The following is a 22,462-nucleotide window of genomic DNA, read 5'->3' on the forward strand; positions in this document are numbered from 1 at the left end:
CTTGAAGAAAAAGGAACTGCCGCCCGGCCTGCACCGCGACACGCTCGCGGTGCGCGCGGCCCTGGAGCCGTCGCAGTACGGCGAGAACTCGGAAGCGCTGTTCCTCACGAGCGGCTTCATCCAGCCCGACTCGGAGACGATGGCGCACCGCTTCGCCAACCCGCTGGAGGGCTACACCTACGGCCGCACGTCGAACCCGACGGTCTCCAGCTTCGAGCAGCGGCTGGCCGCGCTCGAAGGCACCGAGGCCGCGATCGGCGCGTCCACCGGCATGGGCGCGATCCTGATGCTGTGCATGGCGCTGCTCAAGTCGGGCGACCACGTCATCTGCTCGCGCTCGGTGTTCGGCTCCACGCTGAATTTGATCGGCAGGGAGTTCGGCAAGTTCGGCGTGGAGAGCACCTTCGTCTCGCAGACCGACGTCAACGAATGGAAGAAGGCCGTCAAGCCGAACACGAAGCTGCTGTTCGCCGAGACGCCGACCAACCCGCTGACCGACGTGTGCGACATCCAGGCGCTGGCCGACCTCGCGCACAACGCCGGCGCGCTGCTGGTCGTGGACAACTGCTTCTGCACGCCGGCGCTGCAACGGCCGATCGAATTCGGCGCCGACCTGATCATCCATTCCGGCACCAAGCACCTGGACGGCCAGGGCCGCGTGATGGCCGGCGCGATCTGCGGCACGGCGAAGCTGGTGAACGAGGTCTTCGGCCCGATGGTGCGCACGGCGGGCATGACGCTCGCGCCCTTCAACGCCTGGGTGTGCCTGAAGGGCCTGGAGACGCTGGGCATCCGCATGGAGGCGCAAAGCCGCCACTCGCTCGAGCTCGCGAAGTGGCTCGAGTCGCACCCGTCGGTGGCGCGCGTGTACTACCCGGGCCTGAAGTCGCACGGCCAGCACGAGCTGGCGATGAAACAGCAGTCGGGCAGCGGCGCCGCCGTCGTTTCGTTCGATGTGGCCGGCAAAACGCCGGAAGAGCGCCGCAAAAACGCATTCCACGTGATCGATTCGACGCAAGTGGTGAGCATTGCGACGAACCTGGGCGACGTGAAGACGATCGTCACGCACCCGGCGACCACGTCGCACGGTCGCCTGACCGAAGAGCAGCGGCAGGCCGCCGGCATCGGGCAAGGGCTGATCCGGATAGCCGTGGGCCTGGAGCACGTGGAAGATGTGAAAGCGGACCTGTCCCGCGGCCTCGACACCCTCTAGCTTTCTCATGATCTCCCGGCGCGCCGTCGTTTCACTCTTCGGCGCATGTGCCCTCCCGGCATTCGGCGCCGTTCCCCACGCTGTTTCGGTCCCCGCGCAAGGCGCAACGCTGCCCATGCTCGACTTCGGCGGCCGCCCGGTCGTCGAGGTGACGATCAACGGCAAGGGCCCGTTCAAATTGATCGTCGACACCGGCGCTTCGGTGACGGTGCTGGACACGTCGCTCGCGGCCGACCTCGGGCTGGCCGGCACGGACGTCGAGGTCGACGAACTGCGCATCGGCCCCGTGGTGCTGGCCAAGCTCGATGTCTTCGTCGCGCCCATCGCGCGGATCATGCGCGGCGACGACATCCCGCGCGGCGTGCTGAGCGCATCGGCCTTCCACGGCCACCTGGTCACGTTCGATTACCCCGCGCGCAAGTTCTTCCTGCAGCGCGGCGCGCTGCCGCCGGCGGAAAGCCGCACGGTGTTCTCGTACAAGGGCGACGACCTGCCGTCGGTGCCGGTGATGGTGGCCGGCAAGGAAATCTCCGTGCACCTGGACACGGGTGCGCCTTACGCGCTCGCGCTGCCCACGCGCTACCTGAAGGAGCTGCCGCTGGCCGGCGAGCCGGTGCGCAAGGGCACGGCACGCACGCATGCCGGCGAGCTGCCGATCTTCGAAGCCACCGTGGTGGGCGACGTGACGCTGGGCGAGTTCAAGCTGCCGGTGCGCGTCCTGCGCTTTACCGACGTCGTGCCCGACCCGCACGCCCGGCCGCGCGGCCAGGTCGGCGGCGAGGCGCTGAAGGATTTCATCCTGACGCTCGATGCGTCCAACGAACGCCTGCGACTGGCGAGGTCCGCATGAAGAAACTGCTGGCTGTCCTCTTGCTGGCCTGCGCCATGGCGTACGCGCAGGTGCCGGTCGACGTGAAGAAGGCCGAGATCGCGCCGGGCATCTGGCAGTTCACGGTGGCGGCCGACGGCTACGTGGAGAACCTGAATTCCGTGGCCATCATCGACGACAGCGGCGTGCTGGTCTTCGACACCACCACGCGGCCGTCGACGGCGCGAATCATCCTGGCGGAGATCCGCAAGATCACGAACAAGCCGGTGCGCTACGTCGTCAATTCGCACTGGCACCCGGACCACTGGTCGGGCAACGAGGTGTTCGCGGCCGCCTTCCCGGGGCTGGAGATCATCGCCACCGAGCAGGAGCGCAACCTCATGCTCAACATGACGCCGATCTGGGCGAAGAACCTGCCGCCGCAGATCGAGGCGATGACGAAGGCGTTGGCGGACAACAAGGAGCTCACGCCGCAGAAGCGCGCAACGGAGGAGCTGGAGCTGCAGCGCTCGCGCGAGATGGTGGCGGAGCTGGTCGCGACCAAGCGCGTGTACCCCACGCTGACGTACACGGACCAGCTCACCATCCACCGCGGCACGCGCGAATTCCGCTTCATGAGCGTGACGGGCGACGCCGTGGGGACCACGGTGCTCTACCTGCCGCGCGAGAAGATCCTCATCACCGGCGACGCCGTGAGCCACCCGCTGCCCTACTACACGCCGCCGCTGTCGGAGCATGCGAAGTCGATCCGCGCGCTGGCGCGCCTGGACGTGGACATCATCGTGCCCGGCCACGGCCCGGCCTTCCGCGACAAGAACTACATGAACCTGGAGGCCGACCTGTTCGAGGCGGCGGTCAAGCGCGTGACGCGTGCGTTGCGCGAAGGCGCGGTGTCGATCGACGAGGTGCAGGCGGCGGTGAGCCTGGACGACTTCAAGGACCGCTTCACGCGCGGCAACGAGGAAGCTGCGACGAATTTCCCGACGGTGGCGAAAGGCCTGGTCCGCAAGGCCTACATCGAAGCCCGCGACAACCGCGAGATTCGCTGATCAGGGCCAGGTGCTGACGGCCGCCGCCGCCGCGGCGCACACGCTCAAGCCCAGCGAGCTCGTCACCAGGCAGAAGAGCAGTTCGCGGACCCAGGCGGTGGGGAACAGGCGGTACAGCATGGCCTAAGTGTGCCAACGCACATTTGGCTCGGCTGTAGGAACGCGCTGAGCTCGTGCGTCAGCCGCGCGCCTCGCGCACGATCTCGTCGACCATCGCGCGCGCCGCTACCGACAGCGCCTTGCCCTTGCGGCGCGCCAGCAGGATCGGCCGGCGCAGGGCGGCATCGCGCACCGGCACGTTGGCCAGGCCCGCGCGCTGGAAGTGGAAGAGCGTGAGCTCGGGCACCACGCTCACGCCCAGGCCTTGCGCGACCAGCGCGGCCACCGTGGCGAGGTGCTCGACCTCCAGCGCGCCCGTGCGCGCCGCCACGCCCGCCGCTTCCAGATGCTGGCGCACGCTGCTGCTGCGCGCCAGATGCACGATCTCCTCGCCCTCGAGCTGCGAGAGCGCGATGGACTTCTTCGCCGCCAGCGGATGCTTGCGCGGGCACACCAGGTGGAAGCGCTCGCTGCGCAGCTCGGTCACGTCGAACTCGCGCAGGTCGCCGCCGGCCGTGATGGCGATGTCGACCCGGCCTTCGCGCAGGAGGCCCAGGCCGCCGCCGGCCAGCGCGTCGAAGAGCTCGATGCGGATGTTGGGGTGGGCGGCGCGGTAACGGGCGATCACCTGCGGCATCCAGACCGCGGCGACCGAGGGCAGGGCGGCGATCGCGACCTTGCCGACGCGGCGCGTCGCCAGCTCGTTCAGGTGCGCCAGCGCATGCTGCAGGTCGCTCTGGATGCGCCGCACCTCATCCGCGAACACCTCGCCCTCGGGCGTGAGTGCCACGTGGCGGGTCGAGCGCTCGAACAGCGCCACGCCCGCCACCTGCTCGATGCGCGCGATCTTCTGGCTGAAGGCGCTCTGCGACAGGTTGCAGCGCTCGGCCGCTCGGGTGAAGTGCTGCGCCTGCGCGAGCGCCAGGAAGGCCTCGAGGTCGCGGGCCGAGAGATTGATCGATGCCATGGATGAAACGATCCGATCTTTCCATTGTACGGATTGGCACCGCGGCCCTAACCTCGGCGCATGGCTTCACTCCTTCGCATCGGCTGCGGCGCCGGCTTCTCCGGCGACCGGTGGGACGCCGCCGTGCCCGTCGTGAAGACGCTGCGCGCGCTGGGCGGCCCGGCCGTGCTCATGTTCGAGACGCTGGCCGAGCGCACGCTGGCGCTGGCCCAGCTCAAGCGCAGGCAGGACCCGGACTCGGGCTGGGAACCGTCGCTGGAGCGCTTCGTCGCGCCGGTGCTGCGCGACTGTGTGGAAGGCGGCATTCCCATCGTCGGGAATTTCGGCGCGGCCAACCCTGTGGGCGCCGCGCGTCGCATCCAGCAGCTCGCTGCTTCGCTCGGCCTGCCGCCGCTGAAGATCGCTGTCATCCATGGCGACGACCTCTTCGCGGCCCTTCCTGCCCAGCGCATGGAAGAGCTGTCGCACGGCAAGGCGCTGGTGAGCGCCAACGTGTACCTGGGCGCGCGCGAGATCGCGGATGCGCTGAAGGCGGGCGCGCAAGTGGTGGTGACCGGCCGCGTCGCCGACCCGGCGCTGGCGCTCGGCCCCCTGCTCGCGCACTTCGGCTGGGCCGAGGACGACTGGGACCTTCTCGCGTGCGGCACCATGGCCGGCCACCTGCTGGAGTGCGGCGCGCAGGTGACGGGCGGCTACTTCGCCGACCCCGGCGTGAAGGACGTGCCCGACGTGGCGAACGCCGGCTTCCCGATCGTCGAGATGGAAGCCGGCGGCACGTTCGTCGTGACGAAGGCTGCGGGCACCGGCGGCTGCGTGGACCGGCGAACGGTCATCGAACAGCTGCTCTACGAAATCCACGACCCGGCCGCTTACCTCACGCCCGACGTCGTCGCCGACATCGGCGAAGCGGAGGTGACCCAGGTCGGCGAGAACCGCGTTCGCGTCAGCGGTGTGCGCGGGCACGCCCGCCCGCTCACGCTCAAGGCCACGCTCTGCTACGAAGGCGGCTGGCTCGCGGAAGGCGAGATCTCCTATGCAGGCCCCAATGCGACGGCGCGCGCGAAGCTCGCGGCCGACATCGTGCGCGAGCGCGTCAAGCGCCCGCTGCGCGCCGACCTGATCGGCGTGACCAGCGTGTTGGCCGACGACGCCGGCCAGTGGTGGCAAGGCCTGGGGCTCGCGGCGCGCGACGACGTGCGCCTGCGCATCGCCGCGGCCTGCGCCACGAAGGACGAAGCTGAATCAATTGCCCGCGAAGTGCTGGCCCTCTATTGCTGCGGCCCGGCCGGCGGCGGCGGCGTGCGCACCGCGGTCACGCCGCGCCTGTCCAGCGACTCCTGCTTCGTGCCGCGTGAGTGGCTGCAACCCGGCTGGAGCTTTGCCGCGTGAAAACCGTCCTGCTCCATGCACTGGCCCATGCACGCACCGGCGACAAGGGCAACCGCTCGTCGATCAGCGTCATCGCCTATGACCCGAAGGACTGGGACACGCTGGTCGCACAGGTCACCGAACAACGCGTCGCGCAACTCTTCGCGTACCGCAAACCGACCGCCGTGAAACGCTACCTGCTGCCGAAACTGCACGCCATGAATTTCGTGCTGGACGACGTCCTCGACGGCGGCGTCAACGGCTCCCTGAACCTCGACAGCCACGGCAAGACCTTGTCGGGGCTTCTGCTTTCGCTTCCCATCGAACTGGAGACAACGTCATGAACCGACGCCACCTGCTCGCGGCGATCCTCGCTGCGGCGCCCATCGCGGCCTTCGCCGATTACCCGGAAAAGCCCATCACCTTCATCGTGCCCTTCGCGGCCGGCAGCGCGACCGACCAGCTCGCGCGGGCCCTCGGCACCGCGGTCACCGCCGAAGCGAAGCAGCCGGTCGTCGTCGACAACAAGCCCGGCGCCAACGCGTTCATCGGCGCGCAGGCCGCGGCGAAGGCGCCCAAGGACGGCTACACCGTCTTCATCACGACGAACACCACGCACGCGGCCAACGAACACCTGTTCAAGAAGCTGCCCTACGACCCGGTGAAGGATTTCGAGCCGGTCGCGATGCTGTCGAAGGGCGGGCAGATCCTGGTCGTGAACAACAACCTGCCCGTGAACAACGTGCAGGACCTGGTCAAGCTCGCGAAATCCAAGCCCGGCAAGCTCTCGTTCGGCTACGGCAGCTCGTCGTCGCGCATCGCCGGCGAGATGTTCAAGCAGATGACGGGCACCTACATCGTGAGCATCCCCTACCGCAGCAACCCGCCCGCGGTGACCGACCTGATCGGCGGCACCATCGACATGATGATCACCGACATGGCCACCGGGCTGCCGCAGGTGAAGGGCGGCAAGGTGAAGGCGCTGGGAGTCTCGACGGCAAAGCGCATCCCGCTGGCGCCGGAGATCCCGACGATCGCCGAAGCGGGCGTGAAGGGCTACGAGATCAGCTTCTGGTTTGCCGCGTACGTTCCCGCGGGCACGCCGGCGCCGGTCGTCGCGAGACTGAACGACATCCTCGCCAAGGCGAACCGCAGCGCCGCCGTCACGAACTTCTACGCGCAAAGCGGCTTCGAAGCGCTGGGCGGCACGCCGGAAGACCTGCGCAAGTTCCAGACGGCCGAGTCCGAGAAGTGGCGCAAGATCATCGCGGGCGCGGGCATCGAGAAGGAATAGCGCCGGCCTGCGAAAATGGGCGGGTCATGACCACCCGCACCCGCTTCGCCCCGTCGCCGACGGGGTTCATCCACCTCGGCAACATCCGTTCGGCCCTGTACCCGTGGGCGTTCGCGCGCGCCACGGGCGGCGCCTTCATCCTGCGCATCGAGGACACCGACGTCGAACGCTCCTCGCAGGAGGCGGTGGAAGTCATCCTTGAAGGGATGAAGTGGCTCGGCCTGGACCACGACGAGGGCCCGTACTTCCAGATGCAGCGCATGGACCGCTACAAGCAGGTCCTGGCCGAGATGAAGGACAAGGGCTTGGTGTACCCCTGCTACATGAGCGTCGAGGAGCTCGACAAATTGCGCGAGCGCCAGATGGCCGCCAAGGAAAAGCCGCGCTACGACGGCACGTGGCGGCCCGAGCCCGGCAAGCAATTGCCCCCGGTGCCCGAGGGCGTGAAGCCCGTGCTGCGCTTTCGCAACCCGATCGGCGGCGTGGTGGCGTGGGACGACAAGGTCAAGGGCCGCATCGAGATCAGCAACGACGAACTGGACGACCTGGTGATCGCGCGGCCGGACGGCACGCCCACGTACAACTTCTGCGTCGTGGTCGACGACATCGACATGAAGATCACGCACGTGATCCGCGGCGACGACCATGTGAACAACACGCCGCGCCAGATCAACATCTTCCGCGCGTTGGGCGTGGAACCGCCCGTGTACGCGCACCTGCCCACGGTGCTGAACGAGCAGGGCGAGAAGATGAGCAAGCGCCAGGGGGCCAAGGCCGTCACCTGGTATCGCGACGAAGGCTTCCTGGCCGACGGCGTGGTGAACTACCTGGCGCGCCTGGGCTGGTCGCACGGCGACGACGAGATCTTCACGCGCGAGCAGTTCATCCAGTGGTTCAACCTGGACCACCTGGGCAAGAGCGCCGCGCAGTACGACGAAGCCAAGCTGCGCTGGGTGAACGCGCAGCACATGAAGATGACCAGCGATGCGCAGCTGGCCGTGTTCGTCGAGCGCGAGCTGAAGAAGCGCGGCGTCAAGCCCGATGCGCGCCTGGCCGGCATCTGCGGCCTGTTCAAGGACCGCTGCGACACGCTGCTGGTGCTGGCGGACTGGGCGCAGAAGTTCTACGGCGACGTGAAGCCCGATGCGGAGGAGGTCGCGAAGCACGTGACCGAACCGGTGAAGCCCGCGATCTCCATGCTGGCGCGCATGCTGGCCGAATGCCCGTGGACGAAGGAAGACATTTCCGCGGCGATCAAGGAAGTCCTGCGCGCCACGGGCCTGAAAATGCCCCAGCTGGCGATGCCGGTGCGTGTGCTGGTGCTGGGCACCGCGCAGACGCCGTCGCTGGACGCGGTGCTGGCGCTCTCGGAGAGGGACGCGGTGGTCGCCCGGCTCAAGGGTGGCTGAATTTTCTGGCTATAATCACGGGCTCGACACCTGACGGGGGTATAGCTCAGCTGGGAGAGCGCTTGCATGGCATGCAAGAGGTCAGCGGTTCGATCCCGCTTACCTCCACCAAGATGGCGTCGAGGATCAAAGTTAGGAAGTTTTCGTCCAGGTTTTGACCCTATCGTCTAGAGGCCTAGGACATCACCCTTTCACGGTGAGTACCGGGGTTCGAATCCCCGTAGGGTCGCCAGTTTTGCAGCACTGATCGCGCATGCGATGAACGTTGCACTACCTTGGAGTGGTAGTTCAGTTGGTTAGAATACCGGCCTGTCACGCCGGGGGTCGCGGGTTCGAGTCCCGTCCACTCCGCCAAATTTTTCGAGAATTCAACGGGTTACAGTCGACAGGCTGTAGCCCGTTGTCCTTTTTGGAATGTGAATCGCGAAATTTGGAATCACGCTGCCGGTTTTGCGCGCTTCTCAGGAGAGGGACTTCGTGTTCCCGGGAGTTGCCACTGCTCCGGTCGGTTCGTCGCAAGCGCCGACCTGCGCCGTGGACAACTGCGTAGACCCTAGCGACCGATCGTCGTGAGAAGTGTGTCGATCACGACGATGTTGCCGCGCGCCTTGTCCACGGCTTCCCGGGTCACGATCCTCTCTACGATCTTTTTGTTATGGGCGGGACCGCCGAACTCTTTTTCGAATCGCTTCTTATGCTCAGCGGTTGAACACTCTTTATGGAGACCCACAAGCCGAAGCAACATGCATTCCAGACATGGTTCGACTGCAATCAACACGATCCCTGCCTTCTCACCCCGTGCGCGGACGTCATCGTTCCAGTCTGTGTCGGTGTCAAAAAACGCCGCAGCAACATCGAAGGCGCCATTGGCGCGCTGATATCGGATGGCGTGGTCTACGACGTTCCCGGCACCCTTGCCACCGGCAGATTGAACCCTGACGTTGCATCCCTTCCTGTCGGCCGTATAAAGCTCACGAATCCGCTTCAGGAAAATCTCTTCGGCGTCACCTTCTCCCATAAGGAGTGCCGTGGGCCTAACGATTCTCGCCTGCGCCATCAGAGTATCGGCACTGCGCCAAGCGCGCCGGCCATGTACTTGGCGCGGAGGTTGTCATCGGAGCGAAGACCTTCGATCGTGTCTCCTCGAAAACCGACGCTCTCACCTTCAACCTTCTCGAAGAAATGCACCTGTGATTTTTCGACCATCGTGAGCACTTCTGGCATGTGGCAAGTAAATAGCAATTGAGCGTTCTTTGGATTACTCACGGTCGATGCGAACATTCCCAAGATTGGTTCCAGCATATGTGGGTGCAAGTCGCCGTCTAGTTCATCGATCACGGCCAGCCCTCCAGTCTCGAGTATCGGCAAGAGTTTGGAGAGAAGAACAATCGCACCTTGTGTGCCCGCGGATTCCTGATGAAGCAACACGACCCCGGATTTGCCTTCGCGGGCAACATGCGTTACTAGCCCAAGCCAGAATTTTTCATCTCCCGGCATCTCTAGGGACTGAAATTTGACCCCGTTAATCCCCAAGTCCCACCCTTTCACCAAGTTGGTCATTGCGGTTGCGGCCGCCGGGTGACCTGCAAAGTATTCGGCAGCATCAGTGATGCCCGACACGTCAGAGCGATCGCGGCCGAAGGAATTGATATTCGTGTTCAGTTTGAGGCGACTTGTAAGGGCCAACGCGAGCGGGACGTTGTACTGTGCTGCAGTAGCAAGCAACGAGGCGTTGGGGCGGACTTTCTCGGCTTCTGTTTGTGCCAAGCCAAATCCGTCTTGGTGGACGACATACGCGTCGTCTGAAGCAGGGCTTCTTTCAAAAACCATTACGAATGGGCCGTTCGTACGCGCTTTCCTATGCAACGACTCGCGCAGAACTCGTTTCTTCGTCGCTGTCAGTTCATAGCGCCAGAGAACACCGTCGGCATCTTCCCCAATAACTTCGAATTGGCTTGGATCGGAAACGTGGGCAAAGTGCGGCGTAAACGGCAGCTCCTGGTCCGGTTTGTAGTGGAACGAGTCCTTCACAAACGAGGTAACGAAAACGAGAGCTTTGAGGGCCGCCGTTTTACCAGCAGCATTCGCCCCCATGAAGGCACTAATCAAATTCAGCCGATCCCCAGAGCGCCCAGTGGTCTGGAACTTCTTTTCGTAGCCTCGGTGCGAAGTGACTAGAGAAACTTCGCACTTTTCAGCAAACGAATAGAGGTTCGTGAATGAGTATGAGTGGAGCATGGAACCTATCTTGTGGGGCAATTCCCTTTTGCAACCCCATTTTGCCCTCAAAATCTCCGCATTGGAACAAAAAACTCGGTTAATCGTGTTAGTGTGTGCTGACATTGTGCGGGGCGTCGTCGCGAGCTCTGGCGGTGACTGGACGGGAACGGGCCAGCGGTCGGAGTCAAAGGCCACTTTCGTAGTACCCCAAACAACCAGCTGTTGAGCAGCAGGCCAGCCGAAACGCCGGTATGCAGCTTTGGAATTGGCGTAAATGCGCTAGCAGCCACGAGGGAGCGCAATGAACCGATCTTCGGAATTGTGAATCGTGACTTCACCCGCACCGGTGCTTGCATCTAGCGCGGGCCTGTCACGCCGGGGGTCGCGGGTTCGAGTCCCGTCCACTCCGCCAAAGGATTGAAGCCCTTGCTATCGAATCGGTAGCAAGGGCTTTTTGTTGGGGCACGCGCGCCCGCCACGCTGTGTCTGCACGGGACGACATCCCCGCGGGCATTTGCGCGCCGCCTTGCGGCCTCGTCTCCTAAGCGCGCAAGCGCACCGCGTGCTTAGTCTTCGCTCTTCGTCATCAAGGAGATCGAACGAATGAACAAGGACAACAATTCCACGGGCAAGAAGGCCGCCGGCACCGGTGTCGGCGCGGCCACGGGCGCGGCGCTCGGTGGCGTCGCAGGCGGCGCGACCGCTGGTGCACTCGCGGGTGGCGTGACGGGCCCGGTGGGCGCGGCGATCGGCGCCGTGGTCGGTGCCGTCGCGGGCGCCGTCATCGGCAAGAAGACGGCGGACCCCGCCATCGAGGACTCGTACTGGCGCGAGAACCATGCGAGCCGCCCGTACGCCCGCCAGGACGTGGGCTTCGACCACTACCAGCCGGCGTACCGCGCCGGCGTGGAGTCGTACAACCGCAATCCGGAGCGCTCGTTCGACGACGTCGAGCCGGAAATGGGCCGCGACTGGAGCCGCGCACGCGGCAACTCGTCGCTGGAATGGGAACATGCCCGCCCCGCGGCGCGCGATGCCTGGGAGCGTGTGAGCAACGCCGCCGAGCGCGCGATCCCCGGCGATTCGGACAAGGACGGGCGTTAAGCCGGCCTGGCGGTCACGCGAACGAGGGCTCCTGCGCAGGCAGGGGCCCTTTTTTCATGCCCGCGCCAACGAGGCGTTGTCGATCACGAACCGGTACTTCACGTCGCCCTTGAGCATGCGTTCGTAGGCGGCGTTGATCTGGTCGGCACGCACCATCTCGATGTCCGCGACGATGCGGTGCTGCGCGCAGAAGTCCAGCATCTCCTGCGTTTCGCGAATGCCGCCGATCAGCGAGCCGGCGAGGGAGCGCCGCTTCATGATCAGGTTGAACACGCCGGGAGACGGGTGGGGCGTGGCGGGTGCGCCGACGAGCGTCATCGTCCCGTCGCGCTTGAGCAGCGACAGGAAGGGGTCGAGGTTGTGGGGCGCGGCCACCGTGTTCAGGATGAAGTCGAAGCTCTTCGCATGTTTCGCCATTTCGTCGCGGTTGCGGGAGACGACGACCTCGTGCGCGCCCAGCGCCTTGGCGTCCTTGCGTTTCGACTCCGAGGTGGTGAACGCGACGACGTTCGCGCCCATCGCGTGCGCGATCTTGATGCCCATGTGGCCAAGGCCGCCGATGCCGACCACGCCGACCTTCCTGCCCAGCCCCGCCTCCCAGTGGCGCAGCGGCGAGTAGGTCGTGATGCCGGCGCACAGCAAGGGCGCAACGGCGGCCAGCTGTTCTTCGGGATGGCGGATGCGCAGCACGTAGCGCTCGCGCACCACGATCTTCTGCGAGTAGCCACCGAGCGTCCAGCCCGGCTCGTCGGGCGTCGGCGAGTTGTAGGTGCCGACCATGCCGTCGCAATAGTTTTCCAGGCCGTCTTCGCAGTCGGGGCAGCGCTTGCAGCTGTCGACGATGCAGCCGACGCCCACGAGGTCGCCCACCTTGTGGCTGGCCACGTGCGCGCCCACGGCCGACACGCGCCCCACGATCTCGTGGCCCGGCACGCACGGGAACTGCGTGCCCGCCCACTCGGCGCGGACCGTGTGCAGGTCCGAATGGCAGATGCCGCAGAACGCGATGTCGATCTGGACGTCGTGCGGCCCCGGCGCGCGGCGGGAAATCTTCAGGGCTTCGAGCGCTTTGTCGGCGGCGTAGGCGCCGTAGGCTTGGACTTGCATCGACGCATTGTGGGCCGGAACCCACTGCCGAGCACCGGGGTCCGGGAACGCGGCGTACAGTCGTGACGTCAATGGCTCCACACCCAAGGAGATCCCGCATGGATGCGCAAACAATGCTTCGAACCGCCGTCGTCCTGCTGCTCGTCACCGCCGCCGGCGGCCTGCTGATGGCCGGCATGCGGTTCAGCGGGCATCCGCGGCCCCCGCACTGGCTGGCCATGCTGCACGGGCTGCTGGCAGGAAGCGGCCTGACGCTGCTCCTGTATGCCGCCTTCACCGCGGGCTTGCCGGGCTCGGGCTGGCTGGGCCTGGCGCTGCTGGCCGGCGCAGCGCTCGGCGGTGTGGTGCTGAACCTGGGCTACCACATGAAGGACGTGCCCTTGCCGATCTGGTTCGTGCTCGTTCACGCCGGGATTGCGGTTGTGGGCCTGGGGGTGCTGGCCGTCTCCGTCTGGAAGTAGCGCCGCCGGCGAGACAATCGCCGGGTGACGTCCATCCCCTTGCGAGCCGCCGTCGTCGGCGGCGGCCCCGCCGGCCTGATGGCGGCCGAGATGCTGGCCCGGCATGGCGTGGCCGTCGACCTGTTCGACGCCATGCCGTCGGTGGGCCGCAAGTTCCTGCTGGCCGGGCGCGGGGGCTTGAACCTCACGCATTCCGACGATCCACCGAAGTTCATCGCGCATTACGGTGACCGCAGCAGTGCCCTGCGCGATGCGGTGAGCGCGTTCGGCGGTGACGAGATCCGCCGCTGGTCTGCCGATTTGGGCGTCGAGACTTTCGTCGGCACTTCGGGGCGTGTGTTTCCCAAGGACATGAAGGCCGCGCCGCTATTGCGTGCGTGGCTGCATCGGCTCCGCGCGGCGGGCGTGCGGTTTCACACGCGGCATCGGTGGCAAGGGTGGGACGCCGACGGCGGGCTTGTCTTCGACACGCCTGTGGGGCGCGTCTCGCACGCGGCGACGGCAACGGTGCTGGCACTGGGCGGCGCCAGCTGGCCGCGGCTGGGTTCCGACGGCGCGTGGGTGCCGCTGCTGGCCGCGCGCGGCGTGGCCATCGCACCGCTGCGGCCCGCGAACTGCGGCTTCGACGTGGCCCCGACCCGCGAGGGTGGCGCCGGATGGAGCGACCACTTGCGCCAGCGCTTCGCGGGCCAGCCCGTCAAGCCGGTGGCTGCGCGGCTGGCAACACAGGGGCCGCTGGAGGGTACGCAAGGCGAGTTTGTGCTGACCGAGACCGGCATCGAGGGCAGCCTGGTGTATGCGCATGCGGCGGCACTGCGCGACGAGATCGCGGCGCAGGGGCACGCGACGTGGCTCATCGACCTGTTGCCGCAGCACAGCCCGCAGCAGGTGCTGGCCGAAACGCAGCGCCCGCGAGGGCCGCGCAGCCTGTCCACGCACCTCAAGAGCCGGCTCGGGATCGCGGGCCTGAAGATGGCGTTGCTGCACGAGGTGCTGTCGCCGCAGCAGCTCCATGATCCCGCACAACTGGCCGCTGCGCTGAAGGCGCTGCCGCTGGTGCTGGCCAGGCCCCGGCCCGTCGACGAAGCGATCAGCACGGCGGGCGGCGTGCGCTTCGACGCGCTGGACGCCAACGGCATGCTGCGCGAAGTGCCCGGCGTGTTCTGCGCCGGGGAAATGCTCGACTGGGAGGCGCCCACGGGCGGCTACCTGCTGACCGCATGCTTCGCCACGGGCCGTGTCGCGGGGGAGGGTGCGGCGAAGTGGTTGCGGCAGTAGGATGACCCCATGAGCGCACGCATCCCACCCGCCACGCCGCCCTTCGACCCCGAAGTCGCCGCAACCATAGACCGCGTGATGCGGGGGCAGCCGCCCTTGCACCTGTTCGCGACGATGGCGCGCGACCCGCGCCTGGCAAGGAAGTTCTTCGCGGGCGGCCTGCTGGACAAGGGGCACCTCACCGTCCGCCAGCGCGAGATCGTCATCGACCGCACCACGGCGCTGTGCGGCGCCGAATACGAGTGGGGCGTGCACATCGCCGGCTTCGCGCAGAAAGCGGAGCTGACGGCGGAGCAAGTGCGATCCACCGTGCACGGCACTGCGGAAGACGCGTGCTGGTCCGACGAAGACCGCCTGCTCGTGCGCCTGTGCGACGCGCTGCACAAGGACTGCGACGTCGACGACGACCTCTGGAAGGCCCTGCGCGCGACGTTCAGCGAGAACGCGATCGTGGAGCTGCTGATGCTCGCGGGGTTCTACCGCACGGTGAGCTACCTCACGAACGCGCTGCGCATCCCGCTCGAAAGCTACGGGGCGCGCTTCCCGAAATAAACCGTCGTTTTCAACGCCCCCGAAAGGGTCGCTTGACATGCAGGTATTTACCTGCATAATTCAACCCACGCACTCACACACGGATGGACGCAGACAAGGTTTTCAAGGCACTGGGCGACCCCACGCGGCGCAAGCTGCTCGACGCGCTGTACGAGCGCAATGGCCAGACGCTGGGCGAGCTGTGCGAGGACGTGGACATGGCCAGGCAGTCGGTCACCCAGCACCTGGGGCTCCTCGAAGAGGCCAACCTGGTCGCAACGGTGTGGCGCGGCCGCGAGAAGCTGCACTTCATCAACCCGGTGCCGCTGCACGAGGTCTACGAGCGGTGGGTGCGCAAATTCGAACGTCAGCGGCTAGGCCTGCTGCACGACCTGAAAAAGCAACTCGAAGGAGAGTAGCGATGACGCAAGAGAGAACGAGCTTCGTTTACGTGACCTACATCCGCTCCACGCCCCAGAAGGTGTTCGCCGCCATCACGCAGCCCGAGATCGCGCGCCAGTACTGGGGCCACGAGAACGTGTCCGACTGGAAGCCCGGCTCGAAGTGGGAGCACGTGCGCGCCAACGGCGAGCGCAGCGTCGGCGTGGTCGGCAAGGTGGTGGAAGTCACGCCGCCTTCGCGCCTGGTCATCACGTGGGCCAGCCCGTCGCAGGCCGACGACCCTGCGGCCTACAGCCGGGTGAGCTTCGACATAGCCGAATACGACGGCATGGTGAAGCTGACCGTCACCCACGACGAACTCCAGCCCGATAGCGCCATGGCCAAGGGCATCACGCGCGGCTGGCCGATCGTCCTCTCCAGCCTGAAGTCGCTGCTGGAAACGGGGCAGGGTATCGACGTCTTTGCGCAGCCCAGGTCGGGCGCCGTGGAGCGCTGCTCATGACGCAGCCGTACACGGGCGGTTGCGCGTGTGGTGCGGTGCGCTATTCGACGCGGCACGCCCCCATCTTCCAGAACCATTGCCAGTGCCGTGACTGCCAACGCCGCAGCGGCACCGGGCACGGCTCGTGGCTGACGTTCCCGGCGCGCGCCCAGATGGAGATCACCGGCGAAGCCTCGCACTGGGACGTGGCGGCCGACAGCGGCAACGTGAAGACGCACGCCTTCTGCCCCAGGTGCGGAACGCCCGTCTACTTGCGGTTTGCGGCGATGCCGGACCTGATCGCGGTGGCAGCGACCAGCCTGGACGAGCCGGGCCGCTTTGCGCCACACGCGCTGACGTACCGATCGCGCGGGTTGGCGTGGGACCGCATCGATCCCTCGCTGCAAGCATTCGACAGGATGCCCGGGTAGCGCCGGGGGGACTACTCCGTGTCCAGCTTGCGCCGTCCGGCCTTCACCTCCGAGCGGATCGCCTTGCCCTGCAGGCGGCGCTGCTTCGAGCCATAGGTGGGCTTGGTCGGCCGCCGCACCAGCTGCACGTGCGACGCGTCGTCGACGATTTCCTGCAGGCGCGCCAGCGCAGCCGCCTTGTTCTGCTCCTGGCTGCGTGCCGCCTGGGCCTTGATGACGAGCACACCCTCCTTCGTGACGCGCCGGCCTGGCAAGGCGAGCAACTTGTCCTTGACGGCCTGCGGCAGCGAAGACGCGCGGATGTCGAAGCGCAGGTGCACGGCGCTGGACACCTTGTTGACGTTCTGCCCGCCTGGCCCCTGGGCGCGCATGGCGGTGAACTCGACTTCGTCCTCGGGGACCACGGGCGGCATGGACGTACCATAACCTCATGTGCCGCAACATCAAGACCCTCTTCAACTTCGAGCCGCCGGCGACCGAGCTGGAGATCCGCGACGCGTCGCTGCAGTTCGTGCGCAAGCTCAGTGGCTTCAACGTGCCGTCGAAAGCCAACGAAGAGGCTTTCGAGCGGGCGATCGAGGAGATCGCCGCTTCGGCGCGCACGCTGATCCGTTCGCTGGTGACCAGTGCCGAGCCACGCACGCGCGAGGCTGAGGCTGCCAAGGCGCGCGAGCGATCCATCGCGCGCTTCGGCGAGAGGCGATGATCGGCTTGCGCCTACAGCCGACCTGCGCTGCCAGGGGTACTTTGGTGGAAAGACCAAGGAGACCCTCATGGCCCAGGACGCCATTGCCCTGCTGGAATCCGACCACCAGCGCCTCGAAAACCTCGTGAAGGAATTCAAGTCCGCCAGCGGCGACCGCGCTGCCAAGCTGGCGCTGGCGCAGATCATCTGCGCCGAGCTCACCTTGCACACGATGGTCGAGGAAGAAATCTTCTACCCGGCATTCGCGAAGGCGACGGGCAATGAAGAGATGGTCGAGCACGCGCTGAAGGAACACCAGCACGTGAAGGACCTCATCGCCAAGGTGCCCGAGGCCGAGAACCTCGAGGGCGCGATCGAAGCGATCTGGCACCACGTGCAGCACCACGTGGAAGAAGAGCGCCGGGAGATGTTCGCGAAGGCGAAGGCCAGCGGGATGGAACTGGCCACCGTGGGCGGGCGCATCCAGGTGCGCCGCGCCGAGGTGGCGGCTGCCATTCAGGAAGCCTGAAGCAGCGCGGCGATGGCCGCAAGGTGCTCGGGCTTGAGCGCCTGCGGCTTCACTTCGTCCTCCGCGGCGGTCTCGTCCTCGTGCCCCTGGATGGCGGCGCGCATCTCTTCCTCGCTGGCCCACGTGATGGTCTCGCCGCGCGGGCACAGGTGGCGCATCGTGTGGTACCAGTAGTAGCCGTCCACGCCGCCGAACAGCTTGTCGATGCCGGCCAGGTCGTTGGGCTTGATGCCGCGCTTTTGCAGGACGTCGTCGAGGACGGGGTGGGAGAGGATGTACGGCATGGGCAAGGATTCTATTTGCGCCGTTCGGGCATCGCCCAAAGCTTACCCTCCCGCGCACCCCTGGGGCTTGAGCACCCGCTCGGTCGACGCCGGGTACTTCTGCAATTTCGCCGCGGGCCGGCGCGGCCGCCGCACCAGTTCGCCGCCGCAGTTCGGGCAGGTGCCTTTCAGGCGCCGCGTCGCGCAGTCCTCGCAGAAAGTGCACTCGAAGGTGCAGATCATCGCGTCCGCGGCGTCGGGCGGAAGGTCCTTGTCGCAGCACTCGCAGTTGGGCCTGAGTTGGAGCATGCGTAGACAGTAGCGGGCCCGCGCGCGGCGCGCAAGGCCGGATCCGGACAAGCAGCAGGCGCTCCGCGCCGGCGCTAGACGAAAGGCGGCGCCAGCCCCTCGTTCGCCAGCACGCGCTGCACGGCGGTCCGCGCCAGCATGCGCTGCAGGTACGGGCCGAGGTGCGGGTAGTCGCGGGCACGGCGCTCGTTGGCGAAGTTGCGCGTCCAGCGGCACATGGTGAAGACGTACGCGTCCAGCGCGCCGAACTCCGGCCCCATGAACCACGGGCCGCCATGGCCCGCAAGGTGTGCATCCAGCTGCGCCAGCATGCCGGCCACCTTGCCTTCGGCGACGCGCCGCAGCGCGGCGGCCGCGGCTTCGTCGCCTTCGGCCACCCAGCGGTCCGGGTAGAAGTAGACGATCAGCGTCGTCTGCAGCGTGTTCGTCAACCACATCAGCCATTTGTAGAAGTGCGCGCGCTCGTCGGTGCCCACCGCGGGCGCCAGGCGCGCCACCGGGTGCCGGTCGCACAGGTGCAGCGCGATCGCCGCCGTCTCGTACAGCGTGAGTGCGCCGTCCTGCAGCACCGGCAACAGGCCGTTCGGGTTCAGGCGCAGGTACTCGGGGCGTTTGTGCGCGCACGTGGTGCGGTCGACGAGCACGCGCTCGTAGGGCACGCCCAGTTCCTCCAGGAGGATGTGGGGCACCATGGCAGCGGTGCTGGGGTAGTAGTGCAGCTGGATCATCGACCCGAATGTAATTCGTCGCCGTCCCCAATGGATGAGCCCGTAAGCCACGGATGACGCGCAGCGGTCGCGCCATCCTGCGCGGCACCGCCGCGGCAACGGGCATTCTCTGGGCCTGGCTTCGGAGCAAACCCATGTCGCTTTCCATGCAGTCGATCCACGAAGTTGCCAAGAAGCGCACACGGCGCGCCCGGGCCAACGTCGAACGCGCCGAGGCGCAGCTCAAGTCGGCCAACGAGACGCTGGAAAAGGCGATCCCGCAGGGTGACACCGAGCAGATCGAAGTGGCCCACATCGAAACGAAGCAGGCCGAGGAAGCTGTGTCCAAAGCCACGGGCGACCTGCAGGTCGTCGAGACCCTGCTGGAGCTGGAAGTGGCCAAGGCGGACGGCCCGCACGAAGCCAACGGCGAGGGCCTGAAGAGCCTCGTCAGGCTGTTGAACCGCGAACGCAAGACTTGACGCCCAGCCCGGGCATCCCGCCCGGGCTTGACGTCGTTCCATAATTCGATTAAATTCGAAATATGGAAGAACAAGACGTCGTCAAGTCCCTCGCCGCGCTGGCCCAGCCGATCCGGCTGCAGGTGTTCCGCTCGCTGGTGGTCGCCGGCACCGACGGCGCCACCCCGGGCGTGCTGGCCGAACTGCTGTCGCTGCCCGCCAGCAGCCTGTCGTTCCACCTGAAGGAGCTGGCCAACGCCGGCCTCGTCACGCAGGAGCGCATCAGCCGCAACCTCGTCTACCGCGTGGCGTTCGACCGCATGAACGGCCTGCTCGCCTACCTCACCGAAAACTGCTGCCAGGGACAAGGGTGCCTGGTGGAGTCCACCGCCTGCAACAACTGCTGAACCAGGAGACCGCCATGAAGCGCTTCCATGTGCACGTGCACGTCGACGACCTCGCGAAGAACATCGCCTTCTATTCGGCGATGTTCGACGCCCAACCGGCCAAGGTCGAGGCCGACTACGCCAAGTGGATGCTGGAGGACCCGCGCATCAACTTCGCCATCTCCAGCCGCGGCCGCAAGACCGGCGTGGGCCACCTGGGCATCCAGGTGGACAGCGAGGAAGAACTCGTCACGCTGAAGGACCAGGCCCAGAAGGCCGACCTGTCGCTCTTCGACGAAGGCAAGACCGCGTGCTGCTACGCGCGCAGCGACAAGTACTGGATCACCGATCCGCAGGGCGTGGCGTGGGAGCAGTTCCACACGCTGGGCGACATCCCGGTGTTCAACGGCGAACAGCCCGCCTCGTGCGGCAGCGGCGCGGGCAGCTCGTGCTGCGCCGAGGAGCCGGCCGCGAAGGCCGCGCCCGCCAAGGCCAGGGCCTGCTGCGCCTGAAGGAGCCGACGATGAGAAGCTGGTATCCCGGTTACCTGCCGCTCGCGGCGGGCGGCACCGTCTCGCTGGAGCCGCGCGATTGCGGCGTCCTGAAGGTCGGGCGCGGCAAGCTCTCCGTTGCCGACCGCCTGCTCGGCCCCGGCGAGGAATTGAACCTGTGGCGCGGCGAAGCGGTGCAGGTCGTCAACGTGGCCCACAGGACCACGGCGTTCTTCGCATGGGACGCGTGTCCGCAGCAGCCGACTTTGCGGCAGCGGGCCCGCCGCGCGCTCGCGCGCCTGGGCCGCTTCGTCAAAGGAAACCGGCACGCGCAGCTGGCCTCCTGCGGCAGCGGCTCGTGGTGCGTGCGCGCTTGAACGTCCTGTTCCTCTGCACGCACAACTCGGCCCGCAGCATCCTGGCCGAAGCCACGCTGAACCACATCGGGCAGGGCCGCTTCCGGGCATTCTCCGCGGGCAGCAGCCCGCGCGAGAACCAGCAGCCCAACCCGCTCGCGCTGCAAGTGTTGCGCGAGGCCGGCATCAGCACCGACGGGGCGCGCAGCAAGAACTGGGACGAGTTCGCCGCGCCCGGCGCGCCGCACATGGACCTGGTCATCACGGTGTGCGACAACGCGGCGGGCGAGGTGTGCCCCATCTGGCCCGGGCATCCGGCAACCGCGCATTGGGGCTACCCCGACCCATCGGAAGTGCAGGGCACGCCGGACGAGAGGCTGCATGCGTTTCGCACCACGCTGCTCGCCATCAAGGGCCGGCTCGAGCAGCTCGTGAGCTTGCCGCCGGCGAAGCTCGGCGCACTGGCGCTGCAGCAGGCCGCCCGCGAGCTTTCAGCAGGCCGCGCCGCGGGGCGTTGACTTCGCGGCGACGCGCGCCACAATCGGCCCCCACAAGCCTTCAAGGCAGGGGGAGGAAGCGATGCTGGTGTTCACCAATCGCACGGTCGAGGGCGGCGCGTTCTCCGCGGCCTTCGCACCGGGCGGCGAGCGGATCGCCGCCGCGCAGGTCAAGCCGTCCGGCGGCGGCTGGAAGCTGTCCGACGTCGACGACGACATCGACGAGAAGGACGCGCTCGACCGGCTGCTGCCCCTGTTCAGGGGCGACAAGCCGCTGCTGCTGTACGTGCACGGCAACAACAACACACCCGAGGCCTGCTTCGGCCGCCTGGCCGAACTCGAGGACCTGTACGGCTCGCGCGTCGAGGTGGTCGGCTTCTCGTGGCCTTCCGAAGGTTTCCTGTCGGACGGCTCGGCGCTGCCCGGGCTGTCGAAGAAGGGGGCGGGCGACGAGACCAGCCTGAAGGACGTCGACGAGGCGAACCGCACGGAAGGCGCCATCGCCTCCAAGATCCGCCGCTACCACCAGGCGCAGACCAACGGCAAGGATTCCATCGACGCTTTCGCGCGGACGATGCGCCTGCTGGGGACGGCGCGGCTGCATGCCAACGCGCAGCCCTACTCGATGGCGATCCACTCGCTGGGCAACCACATGTTCCAGTACTCGCTGCAGGTGGCCGGCGCGACGGAATCCGCGGGGACGGCGCACAACATCGTCATGCTCGCGCCCTGCGTGCGCGCCGCGTCGCACGCCGACTGGGTCACGCGCTTCCGCCCCAAGGGCCGCACCTACATCACCTACAACCAGGGCGACACGGTCCTGTTCGGCGCGTACATCGCCGACGGCGAGCAGATGAAGCTGGGCATGGACCCCGGCGCGGAGCTGGTGCGCTGGGAAGGCGTGCGCTACATCAGCTTCACCAACGCCGCGAACGGCGCCGGCGGCCACGGGTACTTCGTGAAGAACGTGAAGGGCAAGAAGAAGGAGCTGTTCAGGCGCATCTTCGGCTCGCAACGCGACTTCGAGCTCGCGGAGGAGCCGCGCGTGGTCTACCCGGTGGGCTGCGACGCGGATGGCTCCGTGTGCTACATGAACGCGCCGGACAAGCCCGATGCCGGCTGAAGCGCTCACGGTCGGGGGCGCCACCACGTGCGAAGTCGACGCACGCGAGCCCTGGAACGCCACGGGCGTGCTCGTCGAGCAAGGTGGTGTCTACGAAGTGACCGTGCTCGAGGTCACGGACTGGCGGGACAACACCGTGAAGGCCGACCCGCAGGAAGGCTGGACCGGGCCGGTGGCCAAGGTGCTCGGCTTTGCGTGCCGGGCGCTGGCCCGCGACCCCAGGTCGCCGATGTACGCACTGGTGGCGGCGCGCGGGCGCGAGGGCAAGCAGTTCACCTTCGTCGGGCGCCACGGCACCGTGACGGGTTCCTCCGCGCAGCCCGTGGAATTGCTGCTCTTCGCGAACGACTGGGCCGGGAAATACGACAACAACCACGGGCGCCTGAAGGCCGCGATCAAGCGGATCGCGTAG

31 protein-coding genes and 3 tRNA genes are annotated in these 22,462 nt (G+C 66.9%); 26 read left to right on the plus strand and 8 right to left on the minus strand.

The window, feature by feature from the left end; translation table 11 throughout:
* Position 1 precedes the first annotated feature (1 nt).
* The 3 genes from WG903_RS08280 (at position 2) to WG903_RS08290 (ending at position 3,091) form a co-directional block, all read left to right on the plus strand.
* Positions 2–1,213 (plus strand): O-succinylhomoserine sulfhydrylase, encoded by a 1,212-nt coding sequence (locus tag WG903_RS08280; protein WP_340074171.1) that lies wholly within the window; start codon positions 2–4, stop codon positions 1,211–1,213.
* A gap of 115 nt (positions 1,214–1,328) precedes the next feature.
* Positions 1,329–2,063 carry a retropepsin-like aspartic protease gene (locus WG903_RS08285; protein ID WP_340074173.1) on the plus strand — a complete coding sequence of 245 codons (735 nt, stop codon included), beginning with the start codon at positions 1,329–1,331 and terminating at the stop codon, positions 2,061–2,063.
* The gene (locus WG903_RS08290; RefSeq protein ID WP_340074175.1) at positions 2,060–3,091 is read left to right on the plus strand and encodes an MBL fold metallo-hydrolase; all 1,032 of its coding nucleotides are present in this window, start codon (positions 2,060–2,062) and stop codon (positions 3,089–3,091) included. The genes WG903_RS08285 and WG903_RS08290 overlap by 4 nt, the downstream gene beginning before the upstream one ends.
* Positions 3,092–3,269: 178 nt before the next feature.
* On the opposite strand, the gene WG903_RS08295 is transcribed toward WG903_RS08290, so the two are convergent.
* On the minus strand, positions 3,270–4,157 hold the full coding sequence (locus WG903_RS08295) for a LysR family transcriptional regulator (RefSeq protein WP_340074177.1): 888 nt from the start codon (positions 4,155–4,157) through the stop codon (positions 3,270–3,272).
* Between the two features lie 60 nt (positions 4,158–4,217).
* Between WG903_RS08295 and WG903_RS08300 the strand changes: the two genes are divergently transcribed.
* From WG903_RS08300 to WG903_RS08330, 7 genes are all read left to right on the plus strand, one after another.
* Complete coding sequence (locus WG903_RS08300) at positions 4,218–5,546, plus strand: acyclic terpene utilization AtuA family protein (protein WP_340074179.1); 1,329 nt, start codon at positions 4,218–4,220, stop codon at positions 5,544–5,546.
* Positions 5,543–5,869: an AtuA-related protein gene (locus tag WG903_RS08305; protein ID WP_340074181.1), complete on the plus strand. Its 327-nt coding sequence runs from the start codon at positions 5,543–5,545 to the stop codon at positions 5,867–5,869. The genes WG903_RS08300 and WG903_RS08305 overlap by 4 nt, the downstream gene beginning before the upstream one ends.
* Entirely contained in the window at positions 5,866–6,819 is a 954-nt protein-coding gene (locus WG903_RS08310) for a Bug family tripartite tricarboxylate transporter substrate binding protein (RefSeq protein ID WP_340074183.1), read from the plus strand. The genes WG903_RS08305 and WG903_RS08310 overlap by 4 nt, the downstream gene beginning before the upstream one ends.
* A 26-nt stretch (positions 6,820–6,845) precedes the next feature.
* Positions 6,846–8,228: a glutamate--tRNA ligase gene (gene gltX / locus WG903_RS08315; RefSeq protein WP_340074185.1), complete on the plus strand. Its 1,383-nt coding sequence runs from the start codon at positions 6,846–6,848 to the stop codon at positions 8,226–8,228.
* A 35-nt stretch (positions 8,229–8,263) separates the two neighbouring features.
* A tRNA-Ala gene (locus WG903_RS08320) sits at positions 8,264–8,339 on the plus strand.
* Positions 8,340–8,384: 45 nt separating this feature from the next.
* Positions 8,385–8,460, plus strand: a tRNA-Glu gene (locus WG903_RS08325).
* Positions 8,461–8,505: 45 nt separating this feature from the next.
* Positions 8,506–8,582, plus strand: a tRNA-Asp gene (locus WG903_RS08330).
* 199 nt (positions 8,583–8,781) lie between these two features.
* On the opposite strand, the gene WG903_RS08335 is transcribed toward WG903_RS08330, so the two are convergent.
* Both WG903_RS08335 and WG903_RS08340 read right to left on the minus strand, forming a co-directional pair.
* On the minus strand, positions 8,782–9,285 hold the full coding sequence (locus WG903_RS08335; protein ID WP_340074187.1) for a hypothetical protein: 504 nt from the start codon (positions 9,283–9,285) through the stop codon (positions 8,782–8,784).
* Positions 9,285–10,466, minus strand: coding sequence for an AAA family ATPase (locus WG903_RS08340; RefSeq protein WP_340074189.1), 1,182 nt, complete (start codon positions 10,464–10,466; stop codon positions 9,285–9,287). Before WG903_RS08340 ends, WG903_RS08335 begins: the two co-directional genes overlap by 1 nt.
* 585 nt (positions 10,467–11,051) lie before the next feature.
* On the opposite strand from WG903_RS08340, the gene WG903_RS08345 reads away from it, so the two are divergent.
* Positions 11,052–11,552 (plus strand): glycine zipper domain-containing protein, encoded by a 501-nt coding sequence (locus tag WG903_RS08345; protein ID WP_340074191.1) that lies wholly within the window; start codon positions 11,052–11,054, stop codon positions 11,550–11,552.
* Between the two features lie 54 nt (positions 11,553–11,606).
* Here the strand turns inward: WG903_RS08345 and WG903_RS08350 are convergent, their stop codons facing one another.
* Positions 11,607–12,659: an NAD(P)-dependent alcohol dehydrogenase gene (locus WG903_RS08350; RefSeq protein ID WP_340074193.1), complete on the minus strand. Its 1,053-nt coding sequence runs from the start codon at positions 12,657–12,659 to the stop codon at positions 11,607–11,609.
* Positions 12,660–12,757: 98 nt separating this feature from the next.
* Here WG903_RS08350 and WG903_RS08355 point away from each other — a divergent pair, with 98 nt between their 5' ends.
* From WG903_RS08355 to WG903_RS08380, 6 genes are all read left to right on the plus strand, one after another.
* Entirely contained in the window at positions 12,758–13,120 is a 363-nt protein-coding gene (locus tag WG903_RS08355; protein WP_340074195.1) for a hypothetical protein, read from the plus strand.
* 24 nt (positions 13,121–13,144) lie between these two features.
* Positions 13,145–14,398: a TIGR03862 family flavoprotein gene (locus tag WG903_RS08360; protein ID WP_445263584.1), complete on the plus strand. Its 1,254-nt coding sequence runs from the start codon at positions 13,145–13,147 to the stop codon at positions 14,396–14,398.
* Positions 14,399–14,407: 9 nt separating this feature from the next.
* Complete coding sequence (locus WG903_RS08365; protein ID WP_340074197.1) at positions 14,408–14,950, plus strand: carboxymuconolactone decarboxylase family protein; 543 nt, start codon at positions 14,408–14,410, stop codon at positions 14,948–14,950.
* Between the two features lie 83 nt (positions 14,951–15,033).
* A complete protein-coding gene (locus WG903_RS08370) occupies positions 15,034–15,348 on the plus strand; it encodes an ArsR/SmtB family transcription factor (protein WP_340074199.1) in 315 nt (104 codons plus the stop codon).
* A gap of 2 nt (positions 15,349–15,350) precedes the next feature.
* A complete protein-coding gene (locus tag WG903_RS08375) occupies positions 15,351–15,833 on the plus strand; it encodes an SRPBCC family protein (RefSeq protein ID WP_340074201.1) in 483 nt (160 codons plus the stop codon).
* On the plus strand, positions 15,830–16,243 hold the full coding sequence (locus WG903_RS08380) for a GFA family protein (RefSeq protein WP_340074203.1): 414 nt from the start codon (positions 15,830–15,832) through the stop codon (positions 16,241–16,243). Before WG903_RS08375 ends, WG903_RS08380 begins: the two co-directional genes overlap by 4 nt.
* Before the next feature lie 11 nt (positions 16,244–16,254).
* Here the strand turns inward: WG903_RS08380 and arfB are convergent, their stop codons facing one another.
* Positions 16,255–16,656: an alternative ribosome rescue aminoacyl-tRNA hydrolase ArfB gene (gene arfB, locus WG903_RS08385; RefSeq protein WP_340074205.1), complete on the minus strand. Its 402-nt coding sequence runs from the start codon at positions 16,654–16,656 to the stop codon at positions 16,255–16,257.
* A 17-nt stretch (positions 16,657–16,673) separates the two neighbouring features.
* On the opposite strand from arfB, the gene WG903_RS08390 reads away from it, so the two are divergent.
* Positions 16,674–16,949, plus strand: coding sequence for a DUF2277 domain-containing protein (locus WG903_RS08390; protein WP_340074207.1), 276 nt, complete (start codon positions 16,674–16,676; stop codon positions 16,947–16,949).
* 67 nt (positions 16,950–17,016) lie between these two features.
* Positions 17,017–17,457, plus strand: coding sequence for a hemerythrin domain-containing protein (locus tag WG903_RS08395; RefSeq protein ID WP_340074209.1), 441 nt, complete (start codon positions 17,017–17,019; stop codon positions 17,455–17,457).
* Here the strand turns inward: WG903_RS08395 and WG903_RS08400 are convergent.
* From WG903_RS08400 to WG903_RS08410, 3 genes are all read right to left on the minus strand, one after another.
* On the minus strand, positions 17,445–17,741 hold the full coding sequence (locus tag WG903_RS08400) for a hypothetical protein (RefSeq protein WP_340074211.1): 297 nt from the start codon (positions 17,739–17,741) through the stop codon (positions 17,445–17,447). The genes WG903_RS08395 and WG903_RS08400 overlap by 13 nt on opposite strands.
* 42 nt (positions 17,742–17,783) lie before the next feature.
* Complete coding sequence (locus WG903_RS08405) at positions 17,784–18,029, minus strand: DUF1272 domain-containing protein (RefSeq protein ID WP_340074213.1); 246 nt, start codon at positions 18,027–18,029, stop codon at positions 17,784–17,786.
* Between the two features lie 74 nt (positions 18,030–18,103).
* Positions 18,104–18,757 (minus strand): glutathione S-transferase family protein, encoded by a 654-nt coding sequence (locus tag WG903_RS08410; protein WP_340074216.1) that lies wholly within the window; start codon positions 18,755–18,757, stop codon positions 18,104–18,106.
* 134 nt (positions 18,758–18,891) lie between these two features.
* Here WG903_RS08410 and WG903_RS08415 point away from each other — a divergent pair, with 134 nt between their 5' ends.
* The 7 genes from WG903_RS08415 to WG903_RS08445 all read left to right on the plus strand — a co-directional run bounded on the left by WG903_RS08415 (position 18,892) and on the right by WG903_RS08445 (position 22,462).
* Complete coding sequence (locus WG903_RS08415) at positions 18,892–19,218, plus strand: hypothetical protein (protein ID WP_340074218.1); 327 nt, start codon at positions 18,892–18,894, stop codon at positions 19,216–19,218.
* A 62-nt stretch (positions 19,219–19,280) separates the two neighbouring features.
* The gene (locus WG903_RS08420; protein WP_340074220.1) at positions 19,281–19,604 is read left to right on the plus strand and encodes an ArsR/SmtB family transcription factor; all 324 of its coding nucleotides are present in this window, start codon (positions 19,281–19,283) and stop codon (positions 19,602–19,604) included.
* Positions 19,605–19,618: 14 nt separating this feature from the next.
* Positions 19,619–20,095 carry an ArsI/CadI family heavy metal resistance metalloenzyme gene (locus WG903_RS08425; protein ID WP_340074222.1) on the plus strand — a complete coding sequence of 159 codons (477 nt, stop codon included), beginning with the start codon at positions 19,619–19,621 and terminating at the stop codon, positions 20,093–20,095.
* Positions 20,096–20,106: 11 nt separating this feature from the next.
* Positions 20,107–20,451, plus strand: coding sequence for a hypothetical protein (locus WG903_RS08430; RefSeq protein ID WP_340074224.1), 345 nt, complete (start codon positions 20,107–20,109; stop codon positions 20,449–20,451).
* Positions 20,448–20,948, plus strand: a complete 501-nt coding sequence (locus WG903_RS08435; RefSeq protein ID WP_340074226.1) for an arsenate reductase ArsC — start codon at positions 20,448–20,450, stop codon at positions 20,946–20,948. Before WG903_RS08430 ends, WG903_RS08435 begins: the two co-directional genes overlap by 4 nt.
* Before the next feature lie 61 nt (positions 20,949–21,009).
* The gene (locus WG903_RS08440) at positions 21,010–22,050 is read left to right on the plus strand and encodes an alpha/beta hydrolase (RefSeq protein WP_340074228.1); all 1,041 of its coding nucleotides are present in this window, start codon (positions 21,010–21,012) and stop codon (positions 22,048–22,050) included.
* Positions 22,040–22,462 (plus strand): hypothetical protein, encoded by a 423-nt coding sequence (locus WG903_RS08445; RefSeq protein WP_340074230.1) that lies wholly within the window; start codon positions 22,040–22,042, stop codon positions 22,460–22,462. Before WG903_RS08440 ends, WG903_RS08445 begins: the two co-directional genes overlap by 11 nt.

This window comes from Ramlibacter sp. PS4R-6 (assembly GCF_037572775.1).
GTDB lineage: Bacteria > Pseudomonadota > Gammaproteobacteria > Burkholderiales > Burkholderiaceae_C > Ramlibacter.

Bases quoted from the DNA above. Each gene is read 5' to 3' on its own strand.
- WG903_RS08285 (WP_340074173.1), top strand. From the start codon at position 1,329: ATGCTCGACTTCGGCGGCCGCCCGGTCGTCGAGGTGACGATCAACGGC.
- WG903_RS08290 (WP_340074175.1), top strand. From the start codon at position 2,060: ATGAAGAAACTGCTGGCTGTCCTCTTGCTGGCCTGCGCCATGGCGTAC.
- WG903_RS08295 (WP_340074177.1), bottom strand. From the start codon at position 4,157: ATGGCATCGATCAATCTCTCGGCCCGCGACCTCGAGGCCTTCCTGGCG.
- WG903_RS08300 (WP_340074179.1), top strand. From the start codon at position 4,218: ATGGCTTCACTCCTTCGCATCGGCTGCGGCGCCGGCTTCTCCGGCGAC.
- WG903_RS08310 (WP_340074183.1), top strand. From the start codon at position 5,866: ATGAACCGACGCCACCTGCTCGCGGCGATCCTCGCTGCGGCGCCCATC.
- gltX (WP_340074185.1), top strand. From the start codon at position 6,846: ATGACCACCCGCACCCGCTTCGCCCCGTCGCCGACGGGGTTCATCCAC.
- WG903_RS08335 (WP_340074187.1), bottom strand. From the start codon at position 9,285: ATGGCGCAGGCGAGAATCGTTAGGCCCACGGCACTCCTTATGGGAGAA.
- WG903_RS08340 (WP_340074189.1), bottom strand. From the start codon at position 10,466: ATGCTCCACTCATACTCATTCACGAACCTCTATTCGTTTGCTGAAAAG.
- WG903_RS08345 (WP_340074191.1), top strand. From the start codon at position 11,052: ATGAACAAGGACAACAATTCCACGGGCAAGAAGGCCGCCGGCACCGGT.
- WG903_RS08350 (WP_340074193.1), bottom strand. From the start codon at position 12,659: ATGCAAGTCCAAGCCTACGGCGCCTACGCCGCCGACAAAGCGCTCGAA.
- WG903_RS08355 (WP_340074195.1), top strand. From the start codon at position 12,758: ATGGATGCGCAAACAATGCTTCGAACCGCCGTCGTCCTGCTGCTCGTC.
- WG903_RS08365 (WP_340074197.1), top strand. From the start codon at position 14,408: ATGAGCGCACGCATCCCACCCGCCACGCCGCCCTTCGACCCCGAAGTC.
- WG903_RS08370 (WP_340074199.1), top strand. From the start codon at position 15,034: ATGGACGCAGACAAGGTTTTCAAGGCACTGGGCGACCCCACGCGGCGC.
- WG903_RS08375 (WP_340074201.1), top strand. From the start codon at position 15,351: ATGACGCAAGAGAGAACGAGCTTCGTTTACGTGACCTACATCCGCTCC.
- WG903_RS08380 (WP_340074203.1), top strand. From the start codon at position 15,830: ATGACGCAGCCGTACACGGGCGGTTGCGCGTGTGGTGCGGTGCGCTAT.
- arfB (WP_340074205.1), bottom strand. From the start codon at position 16,656: ATGCCGCCCGTGGTCCCCGAGGACGAAGTCGAGTTCACCGCCATGCGC.
- WG903_RS08390 (WP_340074207.1), top strand. From the start codon at position 16,674: ATGTGCCGCAACATCAAGACCCTCTTCAACTTCGAGCCGCCGGCGACC.
- WG903_RS08395 (WP_340074209.1), top strand. From the start codon at position 17,017: ATGGCCCAGGACGCCATTGCCCTGCTGGAATCCGACCACCAGCGCCTC.
- WG903_RS08400 (WP_340074211.1), bottom strand. From the start codon at position 17,741: ATGCCGTACATCCTCTCCCACCCCGTCCTCGACGACGTCCTGCAAAAG.
- WG903_RS08405 (WP_340074213.1), bottom strand. From the start codon at position 18,029: ATGCTCCAACTCAGGCCCAACTGCGAGTGCTGCGACAAGGACCTTCCG.
- WG903_RS08410 (WP_340074216.1), bottom strand. From the start codon at position 18,757: ATGATCCAGCTGCACTACTACCCCAGCACCGCTGCCATGGTGCCCCAC.
- WG903_RS08415 (WP_340074218.1), top strand. From the start codon at position 18,892: ATGTCGCTTTCCATGCAGTCGATCCACGAAGTTGCCAAGAAGCGCACA.
- WG903_RS08420 (WP_340074220.1), top strand. From the start codon at position 19,281: ATGGAAGAACAAGACGTCGTCAAGTCCCTCGCCGCGCTGGCCCAGCCG.
- WG903_RS08425 (WP_340074222.1), top strand. From the start codon at position 19,619: ATGAAGCGCTTCCATGTGCACGTGCACGTCGACGACCTCGCGAAGAAC.
- WG903_RS08430 (WP_340074224.1), top strand. From the start codon at position 20,107: ATGAGAAGCTGGTATCCCGGTTACCTGCCGCTCGCGGCGGGCGGCACC.
- WG903_RS08440 (WP_340074228.1), top strand. From the start codon at position 21,010: ATGCTGGTGTTCACCAATCGCACGGTCGAGGGCGGCGCGTTCTCCGCG.
- WG903_RS08445 (WP_340074230.1), top strand. From the start codon at position 22,040: ATGCCGGCTGAAGCGCTCACGGTCGGGGGCGCCACCACGTGCGAAGTC.